This is a genomic window from Streptomyces sp. NPDC006872, assembly GCF_040635845.1.
GTDB lineage: Bacteria > Actinomycetota > Actinomycetes > Streptomycetales > Streptomycetaceae > Streptomyces.
This window is the reverse complement of sequence record NZ_JBEYIL010000018.1, coordinates 122,479-134,755: the sequence shown is the minus strand read 5'-3', so window position 1 is coordinate 134,755 and position 12,277 is coordinate 122,479. Positions and strand designations below refer to the sequence as shown.

The 12,277-nt window shown below is 72.3% G+C and carries 11 protein-coding genes; 6 read left to right on the top strand and 5 right to left on the bottom strand.

What is annotated here, in order from left to right; translation table 11 throughout:
* The first annotated feature begins 2 nt into the window (after positions 1–2).
* Positions 3–896 (top strand): iron uptake transporter permease EfeU, encoded by an 894-nt coding sequence (gene efeU, locus ABZ725_RS40045; protein WP_358807302.1) that lies wholly within the window; start codon positions 3–5, stop codon positions 894–896.
* A complete protein-coding gene (locus ABZ725_RS40040) occupies positions 835–1,857 on the top strand; it encodes a hypothetical protein (RefSeq protein WP_358807301.1) in 1,023 nt (340 codons plus the stop codon). Before efeU ends, ABZ725_RS40040 begins: the two co-directional genes overlap by 62 nt.
* Before the next feature lie 60 nt (positions 1,858–1,917).
* Here the strand turns inward: ABZ725_RS40040 and ABZ725_RS40035 are convergent, their stop codons facing one another.
* From ABZ725_RS40035 to ABZ725_RS40025, 3 genes are all read right to left on the bottom strand, one after another.
* Entirely contained in the window at positions 1,918–2,649 is a 732-nt protein-coding gene (locus tag ABZ725_RS40035) for a bifunctional DNA primase/polymerase (protein WP_358807300.1), read from the bottom strand.
* A 151-nt stretch (positions 2,650–2,800) separates the two neighbouring features.
* Positions 2,801–3,433, bottom strand: a complete 633-nt coding sequence (locus ABZ725_RS40030; RefSeq protein ID WP_358807299.1) for a TetR/AcrR family transcriptional regulator — start codon at positions 3,431–3,433, stop codon at positions 2,801–2,803.
* 69 nt (positions 3,434–3,502) lie between these two features.
* Entirely contained in the window at positions 3,503–4,504 is a 1,002-nt protein-coding gene (locus ABZ725_RS40025) for a Gfo/Idh/MocA family oxidoreductase (RefSeq protein WP_351916681.1), read from the bottom strand.
* A gap of 88 nt (positions 4,505–4,592) precedes the next feature.
* Here ABZ725_RS40025 and ABZ725_RS40020 point away from each other — a divergent pair, with 88 nt between their 5' ends.
* From ABZ725_RS40020 to ABZ725_RS40010, 3 genes are read left to right on the top strand one after another with little or no spacing between them, the layout of a single operon-like run.
* Positions 4,593–5,882 (top strand): multidrug effflux MFS transporter, encoded by a 1,290-nt coding sequence (locus ABZ725_RS40020; RefSeq protein WP_358807381.1) that lies wholly within the window; start codon positions 4,593–4,595, stop codon positions 5,880–5,882.
* Positions 5,837–7,003: a serine hydrolase domain-containing protein gene (locus ABZ725_RS40015; RefSeq protein WP_358807298.1), complete on the top strand. Its 1,167-nt coding sequence runs from the start codon at positions 5,837–5,839 to the stop codon at positions 7,001–7,003. Before ABZ725_RS40020 ends, ABZ725_RS40015 begins: the two co-directional genes overlap by 46 nt.
* A gap of 32 nt (positions 7,004–7,035) precedes the next feature.
* Positions 7,036–8,025, top strand: a complete 990-nt coding sequence (locus ABZ725_RS40010) for a small ribosomal subunit Rsm22 family protein (RefSeq protein ID WP_358807297.1) — start codon at positions 7,036–7,038, stop codon at positions 8,023–8,025.
* A gap of 156 nt (positions 8,026–8,181) precedes the next feature.
* Here ABZ725_RS40010 and ABZ725_RS40005 read toward each other — a convergent pair whose 3' ends face one another.
* The gene (locus ABZ725_RS40005; protein ID WP_358807296.1) at positions 8,182–9,795 is read right to left on the bottom strand and encodes an alkaline phosphatase D family protein; all 1,614 of its coding nucleotides are present in this window, start codon (positions 9,793–9,795) and stop codon (positions 8,182–8,184) included.
* Between the two features lie 138 nt (positions 9,796–9,933).
* On the opposite strand from ABZ725_RS40005, the gene ABZ725_RS40000 reads away from it, so the two are divergent.
* Entirely contained in the window at positions 9,934–10,704 is a 771-nt protein-coding gene (locus ABZ725_RS40000; protein WP_358807295.1) for an SDR family oxidoreductase, read from the top strand.
* A gap of 241 nt (positions 10,705–10,945) precedes the next feature.
* On the opposite strand, the gene ABZ725_RS39995 is transcribed toward ABZ725_RS40000, so the two are convergent.
* Entirely contained in the window at positions 10,946–12,226 is a 1,281-nt protein-coding gene (locus ABZ725_RS39995) for a serine hydrolase (protein WP_358807294.1), read from the bottom strand.
* Positions 12,227–12,277 lie beyond the last annotated feature (51 nt).

Here is a 12,277-nt window from a genome sequence, read left to right as displayed (position 1 = left end):
CCGTGTTCTCCAACTACCTGATCGGACTGCGGGAGGGCCTGGAGGCCTCGCTCGTCGTCTGCATCCTCATCGCCTATCTGGTGAAGACCGACCGCCGGGACGCGCTGAAGCCGGTGTGGACCGGTATCGCCGTCGCGGTGCTGCTCGCGCTGGGCTTCGGCTGCGTCCTCGAATTCGGCTCCCAGGAGCTGACGTTCGAGGCGCAGGAGGCGCTCGGCGGCTCGCTGTCGATCCTCGCGGTCGGGCTCGTGACCTGGATGGTCTTCTGGATGCGGCGCACGGCCCGGCACCTGAAGACCGAACTGCACGGCAAGTTGGACGCGGCCCTGGCGATGGGCACCGGCGCGCTGGTCGCCACCGCGTTCCTCGCCGTCGGCCGGGAGGGCCTGGAGACGGCCCTGTTCGTGTGGGCGTCGGTGCACGCGGCCGGCGACGGCAGCCCGCGCCCGCTGATCGGCGTGGCGCTGGGCCTGGCCACGGCGGTCCTGCTGGGCTGGCTGTTCTACCGGGGCGCGCTGCGGATCAACCTGGCCAAGTTCTTCACCTGGACCGGCGGCATGCTCGTCGTCGTGGCCGCGGGCGTGCTGGCGTACGGCGTCCACGACCTCCAGGAGGCCGACTGGGTGCCGGGGTTGACGGACAAGGCGTTCGACATCAGCGACACGATCCCGCCGGACAGCTGGTACGGCACGCTGCTGAAGGGCGTGTTCAACTTCCAGCCGGATCCGACGGTCGTCCAGGTCACGGTGTGGCTGCTGTACCTGGTCCCGACGCTCGCGCTGTTCCTCGCCCCGGTAGGGTTCGCCTCCGGGAAGGGGAGGGTGAAGTCACCTGATGACCAGGGAACGCAGCCTGACGACCGGGGTTCCGCAGCGTCGAAGGCTCCGCAGGCGTGACCGGTACGCACTCATAGCGGCCTCGCTCACCGCCGTCTCGCTCACCGCGAGCGGCTGTGTGGTGGTCCACGGGGAGCTCGAGGTGCTCCCGGGGGCCACCCAGGGAGAGGCCGTGAAGGCGGTCGAACAGTTCACGGCCGCATACAACAAGGCGGACGCGGCGTTCGACGCCTCCCTCGACGCCGAGTACACCGCCGGCGCCCTAGGGATCATCGACGGGGCGCGGCTGAAGGCGGGGCGGGTCAACAACCCGGGCGGCAACCCGGAGCACACGCCGCTGGTGCTGTCGGACGTGAAGTACACGATCCCCGAGAAGGCGGGCTGGCCGCGCTGGTTCGTCGCCGACGCGAAGGGCAACAAGGGCGGCGACTCGCGCTGGCTGCTGGTCTTCACCCGGAGCGAGCTGTCGCAGCCGTGGCAGGCGACGTATCTGACGTTCGTCGCGGCGGGCTCGATGCCGGAGTTCAAGAAGGACAAGGACGGCCTCGCCGAGGCCGTGCCGGCGGACACCGCCGAACTGGCGCTGGCGCCCGAGGACCTGAGCAAGGACTACACGGCGTATCTGCGGAGCGGCCAGGGCGCGTTCGCGAACGGCGCGTACACCGACGAGATGCGCGCCGCGCGGGAGAAGAACGCCACCAAGCCGGGGCTCGTCACGCAGTACATCGACGAGGAGTTGACGGACGGCGAGTATGCGCCGCTGGCGTTGCGCACGGTCGACGGGGGTGCGGTGGTGTTCTTCACCACCCACCACTACATGAAGCAGACGGCCGCGCCGGGGGCGGCGGTGCCTACGCCGAACAAGAACGTGCAGGCGTTGACCACCGGTGAGACGAAGCAGTCGCTGACCATGGAGTTCGTCGCGAACGAGGTCGCCCTCGCACCGGCGAAGGGGTCGGGGGACGGCAAGGTGTCGATGCTGAGCCGGCTGGAGGGGCTGACCGGGGCGAAGGGCGAGTAGGTCGCGTTTCGTCTGCGGGTGCGTGGGGGCTGGTCGCGCGGTTCCCCGCGCCCCTGAGCGCTAGAAGCGCTGCCATCCCGAGGTTGCGTGGTCCTGTTGGGCTCCGTGCCGGGCGCAGGCGTCCGTCAGGGTCTCCAGGAGGGTCAGGGGGTCCGGGAGAGCGTGCTCGGGGCCCCGCAGCCAGCGGACCGACCGGCCGTCGTCTCCCGGGAGGCGGGCCGGGGGGATCAGGACGTAGGAGCCTCGGCAGTGCCAGCGCAGGCCGGGGTGTTCGTCCATGGTCTCGGGGTGGCAGTCCAGCTCACAGGGCCACCACTCGTCCTCGTCCTCGGGGGTGCCACGGGTGAGGGTGAAGAAGAGCAGGCGGCCGTCGTCGCTCTCGGCCACCGGGCCGACCTCGATACCGGCGTCGACCAGCCGCTCGAGAGCCGACCGGCCCGCTTCCAGGGGCACGTCGAGGACGTCGTGCGTCATGCCGGTGGCGGTGATGAAGTTGGCCTGCGGCTGGTGCCGGGCCCAGCGTTCGATCTGGGCGCGGTCGGTGGTGGACTGCGTCTGCCAGGCGAAGGACACCGGGTGCCGGGCGGGGGTCGGACAGCCGACCCGGTCGCAGGAGCAGCGGTAGCCGGGGGCCGGGTGGGCGGCGGGTGAGAGCGGCAGTCCCGCTCCCGCGGCGGCCAGCAGCAGGGCCTCACGGCCGCTGTCGTCGGCGGCCTCCGTCGGGCCGCTCGCGCGCAGCCAGTCCGAGAGTTTGCCCCACAGGCCGGTCCGGCCGCCGAACTCCGCGCTCATCTGTCCCCTCGCCTCGCTGTGGTGCGGACAGCATGCCTCATCGTCCCACCATCCTGCGCATCGGGGGGCCGTAGCCGTGAATCGGGGCAGGTGGGACGGGTGGGGCCAGAGGGGTTCATGTGGCCCTGCGGTCGACGAAGGTCGGCACGGGTCAGCGTGGGGCCAGGCCGTGCAGGGCGTAGTCGACCAGGGTGTCCGTGTACTCGTAGGTGATCGGGCCCGTGTACTGGAGCCAGCGCTGGGCGAGCGGGGAGATGAAGAACTCGAGGGCGATGCGCGGGTCGAGGTCGGCGCGGACCTGGCCGGCCTCCTGGGCGGCGCGCAGCCGGTCCACGTACAGCTGGATGGACGGTTCCATGAGCTTGGCCGTGAACTCGCGGCCGACCTGTTCGTTGACGACGCCCTCGGCGGCCAGGGCGCGGGAGGGCGCCTCGAATCTGGGGTCCGTCAGCTGGTCGACGGTGGCGCGCAGCACGGCCTTGATGTCGGCGGCGAGGTCGCCGGTGTCGGGGATGACGTACGGCTCCTCGTCCGAGGCGCCGGCGTCCCGCGCCGCCTGTTCGCTGAGGTCGAGGAAGGCCTCCAGGAGGACGTCGGCCTTCGATCCCCACCACCGGTAGATGGTCTGCTTGCCCACTCCGGCGCGGGCGGCGATGCCCTCGATGGTGGTCTTCGGGTAGCCGGCCTCCGCGACGAGGGCGAGGGCCGCGGCGTAGATGGCGCGCCGCGACCGCTCGCTGCGTCGGGTGGTGTCGGGGGCCGGCTTTCCGGACTGGGTGACCATGGGTCGACGGTACCAACGGCGCCGAGGGGTGAGACGGGACGTCTCGCCGGTGAGGGGGCGAGGGAGCGGTTACGCGTCCTCGCCCGGGTAGCGGACCCCGATCTGCTCCCGGACGGCGTCCAGCGTCCGCATGACCGCGAGGCTGCCGTCGAGGGGGATCATCGGGGACTCCGTCTCGCCGGCCCGCAGCGCGCGCATGACCTCGCGGGCCTCGTGGCGGAAGGTCGTGCGGGGTCCGTCGGCCGGGTCGGCGGTGAACTCCTCGGGGTCGCGGCCGGCGCGGTGCAGGACGAAGCGGTCGGGGTGGAAGAAGCCGGACGGGATGTCGATGCGGCCGCGCGAGCCGGTGACGGAGGCGGTGGTGCCCGTGCCGCCCGTGAGGGAGCAGTGCAGGGCGGCGAGCGCGCCGGAGTCCCAGGACAGGGCCAGCGCGGTCTGGAGGTCGACGCCCTCGGCGGACAGGACAGCCTGGGCGGCGATGCCGGACGGTTCGCCGAGCAGGAGCTGGGCGAAGGAGACCGGGTAGACGCCGAGGTCGAGGAGGGCGCCGCCGCCCTGGGCGGGGTCGCGCAGCCGGTGCGAGGGCGGGAAGGGGCCTTCGAGGCCGAAGTCGGCCTGCACGGTGCGGACCTCGCCGATCGCGCCGTCGTCGACGAGGGCCTTGAGGCGGCGGACGACCGGGCTGCAGTACATCCACATGGCCTCCATCAGGAAGCGGCCGTTGTCGCGGGCCAGCGCGACGAGTTCCTCGGCCTCGCGCACGTTCAGCGTGAACGCCTTCTCGCACAGGACGTTGCGCCCGGCCTCCAGGCAGAGGCCCGCGGCCTCGCGGTGGGCGGCGTGCGGGGTGGCCACGTAGACGACGTCGATGTCCTCGTCGGCCGCGAGGGCGGCCCAGTCGCCGTAGGCCCGGGATATGCCGAAGCGTTCGGCGAACGCCTTCGCGGAGGCGTCGGTGCGCGAGGCGACCGCGACGACCTCCGCGTCGGGCAGGTCGATCAGGTCGGCCGTGAACGCTCCGGCGATCCCGCCGGTCGCCAGGATCCCCCATCGCACCGTGTCCGTCGTCATACCCCGCTCCGCCCTCGCATACGTCCCAGCAGTGTGTTCGAGCTGAGAGCATAGGTGGCGGATGGGTCGGAGAGGGAGGGGCGGCATGTTGCCGAAGGGTGGGGCCGAACCCGAACCCAGGGTGTCGTCGGAGTCGGCCGTGGCCGCGCCGTCGCGCGACCGGCGTCGGGCCGGGCTCCTCGTCACGCTCGTCCTCGGCGGGCTGACCGCCACTCCCCCGCTGTCGATGGACATGTATCTGCCGGCGCTGCCGGACGTCACCCGCTCCCTGCACGCGCCCGCCGCGACCGTGCAGCTCACGCTGACCGCCTGTCTGGCCGGGATGGCGCTGGGGCAGATGGTGGTCGGCCCGATGAGCGACCGGTGGGGGCGGCGGCGACCGCTGCTCGCCGGACTCGCCGTGTACGTGGTGGCGACCGCGCTGTGCGCGCTGGCGCCGACGATCGAGCTGCTGGTCGCGTTCCGGCTGCTGCAGGGGCTCGCGGGCGCGGGCGCCATCGTGATCGCCCGGGCGATCGTGCGCGATCTGTACGACGGCGTGGCGATGGCCCGGTTCTTCTCCACTCTGATGCTGATCTCCGGGGTCGCCCCGATCGTGGCGCCGCTGATCGGCGCGCAGATCCTGCGGGCCACGGACTGGCGGGGCGTCTTCGTCCTCCTCACCGTGGTGGGGCTGCTGCTGGCCGGGGTCGTGTGGACCAGGCTCCCGGAGACGTTGCCCGTCGCGCGGCGGCACAAGGGCGGGGTCGGCGAGGCCCTGCGCTCGATGCGCAGGCTCCTGGCCGATCTGCGCTTCACCGGTTACATGCTGACGGGCGGCTTCACCTTCGCCGCGCTGTTCGCGTACATCTCCGCCTCGCCGTTCGTGGTCCAGGAGATCTACGGCGCCTCCCCGCAGACGTTCGGCCTGCTGTTCGGGGTGAACTCGATCGGGCTGGTGGTGGTCGGCCAGATCAACGGCAAGGTGCTTGTGGGGCGGGTCCGGCTGGACAAGGTGCTGGCCGTCGGGCTGACGGTGGTCGTGCTGGCCGCGACGGCCCTGCTGCTGATGACGACGGGCGTGTTCGGCGAGGTCGGGCTGGCCCCGGTGGCCGTCGCGCTGTTCGTGCTGATGTCCGCGATGGGCGTCACCATGCCGAACGCCCAGACCCTCGCCCTGATGCGGGTGCGGCACTCGGCCGGCTCCGCCTCCGCGCTCCTCGGCACGTCCTCGTTCCTCATCGGCGCGATCGCCTCGCCGCTCGTCGGGATCGCCGGCGAGCACACCGCCGTCCCGATGGCCGTCGTCCAGTTGACCGCCGTACTGGTGGCTATGGCCTGCTTCGTGGTTATGTGCCGTCCCTGGACGAATTCGGGGCCGGAGGGAGCAGAGAGCTGAGCGCACCGAGACTGCGCGTCGACACACCGGAGCGGGCCGGGCTCGACCCCGAGGAGACGCGGCTCCTCGTACGTGACGTCGTGGACCTCACCGCCGGCGACCGGCCCTGGGCGCCGGGCGCCGTCGTGGTGGCCGGGCGCGGTGCGGTGATCGCCGTGCGGGAGGCGGTGGGCTGGGCGGTGCGGTACTCGGCGTACGACCCGGCGGCCGACGCGGGCGTGGAGCTGCCGCCGGCGCAGCGGGTCCCGATGACCGTCGACACGCCGTTCGACCTGGCGTCCCTCACCAAGCTGTTCACGTCGGTCGCGGCGGTGCAGCAGATCGAGCGCGGCACCCTCGGCATCGATGCGCGGGTCGGCGCCTATCTGCCCGACTTCCGGGCGGCCGCCGCCCACGACATCACGGTCCGCCAGCTCCTCACCCACACCTCCGGGCTCCGTCCCGAGCTGCCGCTGTACGACTGCGCGGACGACGCGGAGCGGATGCGGCTGCTGCGCGCGGAGACGCCGGTCGGCGAGGCGGGCACGTATGTGTACTCCGATCTGAACATGCTGCTGCTCCAGCAGCTGCTGGAGCGGCTGACCGCGCGCACGCTCGACGTCCTCGTGCACGAGGGGATCACCCGGCCGCTGGGGATGACCTCGACCGACTTCGGGCCCTGCCCGGGCGCGGCGGCCACCGAGCACCAGCGGCGGCCGTGGGCCAAGACGGACCGGGGGATGCTGCGGGGCGTGGTGCACGACGAGAACGCCTGGGCGCTGGGCGGGGTGGCCGGTCACGCGGGCCTGTTCTCGACCGGCCCGGACCTGGCCGTGTTCTGCCGGACCCTGCTGGCGGGCGGCTCGTACGGTCCCGCCCGCATCCTCGGCCCCGACTTCGTGGAGCTGCTGCTGACCCCGCCGGGGCTGGGCTTCGCGGTGGACCAGCCGTGGTTCATGGGCGAGCTGGCGGGCGAGGGCGCGGCGGGGCACACGGGCTTCACGGGGACCTCGCTGGTGCTGGACCCGGCGACGGACACGTTCGTGGTCCTGCTGGCGAACACGGTCCATCCGGTGCGCAGGCCGCCGGACAGCTCGCCCCGGGCGCTGGCGGGTACGCGGATGGCGATGGCGGTGCGGTGAGGGCAGTGGCCGCGACCTGAGAAAATCGGTGGGTGAACGTCTCCGTATCCGTTTCCGAGGTTCTCCGTGGCGCTCTGACGGAGCTGCTCGACGGGCTGCCGCCCAAGCAGGCCGCGCAGGCCGTCGAGCGGCTCATCGCCAGTTACCGGGGCGCCACCCCGACCGACGCGCCGATCCTGCGCGACCGCGCGGACGTGGCCGCCTATGCCGCGTACCGGATGCCGGCGACGTTCGAGGCGGTGCGTTCCGCGCTGGAGGCGTTCGCGGACACTGCGCCCGAGTGGACGCCGGGCGGGCAGGTGGACGTCGGCGGCGGCACGGGCGCGGCGACCTGGGCGGTGAACGCCGTCTGGGGCGGGGCGCGTCCGGTGACCGTCCTCGACTGGGCGGAGCCCGCCCTCGCGCTCGGCCGTGAGGTCGCCGCGGCGAACCCGGAGCTTCGCGACGCGCGCTGGCAGCGTGCCCGGATCGGCTCGTCGCTCGCGTTGGAGGCCACCGACCTGGTGACCGTCTCCTATGTCCTCAACGAGCTGTCCGCCGTCGACCGGGCCGCCCTGGTGGACGCCGCCGCGTCGGCCGCGCAGGCCGTGGTGATCGTCGAGCCGGGCACTCCGGACGGCTACGCGCGGGTGATCGAGGCCCGGGACCGGCTGATCGCCGCCGGTTTCCGCATCGCCGCGCCCTGTCCGCACAGCGCGGGCTGTCCGATCGTGCCCGGCTCGGACTGGTGCCACTTCTCGGCGCGGGTCAGCCGCTCCTCGCTGCACCGGCAGGTCAAGGGCGGTTCGCTGCCCTACGAGGACGAGAAGTTCAGCTATGTCGCCGCCGCCCGCTTCCCGGTCTCCCCGACCCCCTCCCGGGTGGTCCGACGACCGCAGATCCGCAAGGGCCAGGTGCTGCTCGACCTGTGCGAGACCGAGCAGCGGCTGAGCCGGACGACGGTGACGAAGAAGCACGGGGACCTGTACAAGGCGGCCAGGGACGCCGACTGGGGCGACGCCTGGCCGCCGGCCGGCCGATGAGTCCGGACTCGGCCTTCGGAGGTGGCGCCGAACCCCATGCATGCGACCACTCGCAAGGCATTCCGTGACCCCGACAACCGGCTTTCCACGCCGCTGCAGGCTTCTCACCCTCCCGCGGGCCGGGGTCCGGTCGTTTTTCGTGGGGTCGCCCGGCTGCTAGGCCGGCTCGAGGCCCTGGTTGCCGATCTCGGTGACGAAGGACGCGGCCGTGGTGAGGGGGGCTCCCTGGGTGGTGACGTAGGGGACGGTCTTGAAGTCGGCGCGGGCGGCTTCGCGGCCGAGGGCGACCGTCGCGTAGCCGCGCAGGCCGTTGTAGAACTTCAGGTGCGGGTTGGCGGCCATGAAGGTGGCCCAGTTGGCGGGCTTCGCCGAGCCGTTGCCGCCGCTGGAGATCGACGAGGTGACGATCTCGGTGCCTAGCGTCTTCGACGTCTGGTCGGCGAAGTCCCGCTTGATGTCGAAGCCGTAGTGCACATGGACGTCCCCGGTGAGGACCATCAGGTTCTCCACGCCTGCCGCCTCCGCACCCGCCAGGATCCGTGTCCGGGAGGCCGGGTAGCCGTCCCAGGAGTCCATGGAGACCGGGGAGGGCACGGCGGTGGAGTTGTACCGCTGGGCGAAGGTGACCTGCTGCGGGACCACGTTCCACAGGGCGCGCGAGCGGCGCCAGCCGTCGATCAGCCACCGCTCCTGGGCGGCGCCGGTGAGGGTGCGGGCCGGGTCCTGGGACTCGGGTCCGGGCAGCTGCCAGCCGTCGCCGTAGGCCTGGTCGGAGCGGTACTGGCGGGTGTCGAGGACGTCGAACTGCGCGAGCCGGCCCCAGTTCAGGCGCCGGTAGAGCCGCAGGTCGGGGCCGTCGGGGAGCTGGGGGCGGCGCAGCGGCTGGTTCTCCCAGTAGGCGCGGTAGGCGGCGGCCCGGCGGACGAGGAACTCCTCGGCCGGGGCGTCGTTCTCCGACACCGCGCCCGCGTAGTTGTTCTCCGTCTCGTGGTCGTCCCAGGTGACGACGAAGGGGTGGGCGGCGTGCGCGGCCAGCAGGTCGGGGTCGGACTTGTAGAGGGCGTACTTGAGGCGGTAGTCGTCGAGGGTCGTCATCTCGTGGTTGTAGACGGCCGGCACGGTCCCGGCCGGGTAGGCGCGGGCGCCGCCGACGCCGCTGACGGCGTACTCGTAGAGGTAGTCGCCGAGGTGCAGGACGAGGTCGACGTCGTCCTCGGCGAGATGCCGGTAAGCGGTGTAGTAACCCTGGTCGTAGCGCTGGCAGGAGACCAGGCCGAAGGTGAGGGCGGACGTCTTCGCGCCGGGGCCGGGGGCGGTGCGGGTGCGGCCGGTGCGGCTGATCCAGGCGCCGGCCCTGAAGCGGTAGTAGTACACGCGGTTCTCGTCGAGGCCGTCGACCTGGACGTGCACGCTGTGGCCGAACTCGGGGTGCGCGAGCGCGGTGCCGCGCCTGACGGGCCGGCGGAAGGTCTCGTCGCGGGCCAGTTCCCAGTGCACGGTGACGCGTTCGGCGGGCAGTCCGCCGTCGGCCTGGTAGGGGGCGGGCGCGAGGCGCGTCCAGAGGAGGACGGAGCCGGGCAGGGGGTCGCCGGAGGCGACGCCGAGGGTGAAGGGGTCGTCGGTGAGCCGGGCCGGGTCGAGTTCGGCGGCGGCCGCGGCGCCGGCGGCGGGCAGGTTCACCGTGAAGGCGAGCGCGGCGGCCGCGGCGGAGGTGGTGAGGAAGCGGCGGCGGCCTAGGTGGCGGGCGGTGGCGCGGAGTTCGGGCGTCATTCCGGTCCTCCCCTGAGAAATGGGTGCACCAGGCATTCGAGTCGTCCGGAACGTCCTGGGAGCATCCCCAGGTTGGCGCGTACACAACAGTCCGATGACGGACCGGCGGCTTCCGTATGCTCCGTATGCTGCGGAGCCATGAATGCCAAGCAGAGTGCTGAACGGACGAGGATCGCGGTCGTCACGGGCGCCGGGTCCGGCATCGGGCGGGCGGTGGCGGTCGAACTGCTGCGCGCGGGCTGGTCGGTGGCGCTGGCCGGGCGGCGCGCCGAGACCCTGGAGGGGACGGCCGCGCTGGCGCCCGACGCCCCGAGTCTCGCCGTGCGGACGGACGTCTCACGCCCGGCGGAGGTGACGGCCCTCTTCGAGGCCGTGCGCGAGCGGTTCGGGCGACTGGACCTGCTGTTCAACAACGCGGGCACGTTCGGGCCGGGCGGCGTGCCGTTCGAGGAACTCCCCTACGACGCCTGGCGGCACGTGGTGGACACCAACCTCAACGGGGCGTTCCTGTGCGCGCAGGGGGCCTACCGGCAGATGAAGGAGCAGGATCCGCGCGGCGGACGCATCATCAACAACGGCTCCATCTCCGCGCACACGCCCCGGCCGCTCTCGGCGCCCTACACGGCGACCAAGCACGCCCTCACCGGACTGACGAAGTCCCTCTCGCTGGACGGGCGGGCGTACGACATCGCCGTCGGGCAGATCGACATCGGCAACGCGGCGACCGACATGACGGCGCGGATGCAGACCGGCGCGCTGCAGGCCAGCGGCGAGATCGCGCCGGAGCCGGTGATGGACGTCGCCGATGTGGCGCGCACGGTGCGGCACATGGCGGAGCTGCCGCTGGAGGCGAACATCCAGTTCGCGACGGTGCTGGCGACGGCGATGCCGTACGTGGGGCGCGGCTGACGCCGGCGGGTTCACAACCTGCACAAGCGGAGTTTCGCCGTCCGCACCATTGCCGCCGGTAGCGGACTTATGCTCAACTCTTCTACACGAGAACTTCACACTTGAGGCACGACAGTTCCGCAAGGAACGGCCACAGGCCACACCGAGGGGGGAGGGGCAGCCGTCCCGCGACACGGGTGGGGGTGGACCTCGCAAGGGACCGCGAGGAAAGCACCGGCGTCGCGGGACGGCTGCCGCACCATCAGTCCCGAGCACTCTCCGGGGCCGGCGCCTCAGACACTTCAGGTGCCTCAGGCACTTCAGGCACGTTAGGTATTTCAGGTGCGTCAGGCACTTCAGGTGCGTCAGGTGCGTCAGACACTTCAGGTGCTTCACGAGTGCGACGCCTGCGTAGCGCGAACGCGCCGCCCGCGACCAGTGCGACCACCCCCGCGGCTCCGCCGAGCACCCCCCAGCCGCCCCCGCCGTCGCTCGCCGCCGCACCCTGCGCTCCGGCCGGCGGGGCCTCCCCCGAGGGCGTCGCCTTCGTCCCGCCCTCGCTCAGCGCCTCGACCAGCGTGCCCACCGGTCGCGCCGAACTCCCTTGTGCGAAGCCCCAGTCGAGCAGCGCGGCCGTCTCCTCGTAGACGGCGTTGTGGCCGCTCTTCGGATGCAGCACCACCACGACGAGGGTGCGGCCGGCGCGGGTCGCGGCACCCGTGAAGGTGTTGCCCGCGTTGCTGGTGTAGCCGTTCTTCACACCGATCATGCCCGGGTACGGCGTCACCCCGTAGGTGCCGGACAGCAGCCGGTCGGTGTTCTCGATCGCGAAGGTCTTTGTGCCCCCGGCCGGAAAGCGGGCGGTCTTCGTGCCGCAGTAGGCGCGGAAGTCGGCGTTCTTCAGACCGTGCCGGGCGAACAGGGCGAGGTCGTAGGCGGAGGACGACTGGCCCTCGTGGTCGTAGCCGTCGGGGCTGACGACACGCGTGTCCAACGCCTGGAGGTCGACCGCCCTGGCCTGCATCTGGGCGACCGTCTTCGCCACCCCGCCGTTCATCCGGGCGAGCACCTGCACGGCGTCGTTGCCCGAGCGCAGGAACACGCCCTGCCACAACTGCTCGACGGTGTAGGTGACGCCCGCCTTGACGCCGACGAGAGAGGAGCCGGACGGGATGCCGGCCAGGTCGGCATCGGTCACGGTGTAGCGCTCGGTGCGCTCGAAGCTGCCCAACAGGGTGTCCGCGAACAGCATCTTCAGCGTGGAGGCGGGCGCGACGCGCAGATGCGCACGGTAGGAGGCGAGCACCTCCCCGCTGTCCTGATCGGCGAGCAGCCAGGCCCGGGCGGTGAGCTTCTTCGGCAGCGCGGCGCCCCCGTTCACCTGGACGCCGTCGGCGACGAGCCGCGCGCCGCCGACCGCCACGTCGGACGCGGCGGCGACCGGGGCCGCGGCGAGGGAGGCGGCGGTCACGGGTGCGGTGGCCGCGAGGGCCAGCAGGGAGCGCCGGGTGGGGCGCGCGGCGGGGCGCGAGAATGCGTGCACTGCGGGACCGTACAAGGGAGTTCAGCGAAAGGGGAAATCGCTGCCGAAATT

What these genes read in the sequence shown, in the direction of transcription:
- ABZ725_RS40005 (WP_358807296.1), bottom strand. Translation starts at nt 9,795, where the DNA reads ATGACGCCCGAACTCCGCGCCACCGCCCGCCACCTAGGCCGCCGCCGC.
- ABZ725_RS40025 (WP_351916681.1), bottom strand. Translation starts at nt 4,504, where the DNA reads ATGACGACGGACACGGTGCGATGGGGGATCCTGGCGACCGGCGGGATC.
- ABZ725_RS40000 (WP_358807295.1), top strand. Translation starts at nt 9,934, where the DNA reads ATGAATGCCAAGCAGAGTGCTGAACGGACGAGGATCGCGGTCGTCACG.
- ABZ725_RS40030 (WP_358807299.1), bottom strand. Translation starts at nt 3,433, where the DNA reads ATGGTCACCCAGTCCGGAAAGCCGGCCCCCGACACCACCCGACGCAGC.
- ABZ725_RS40040 (WP_358807301.1), top strand. Translation starts at nt 835, where the DNA reads ATGACCAGGGAACGCAGCCTGACGACCGGGGTTCCGCAGCGTCGAAGG.
- ABZ725_RS40035 (WP_358807300.1), bottom strand. Translation starts at nt 2,649, where the DNA reads ATGAGCGCGGAGTTCGGCGGCCGGACCGGCCTGTGGGGCAAACTCTCG.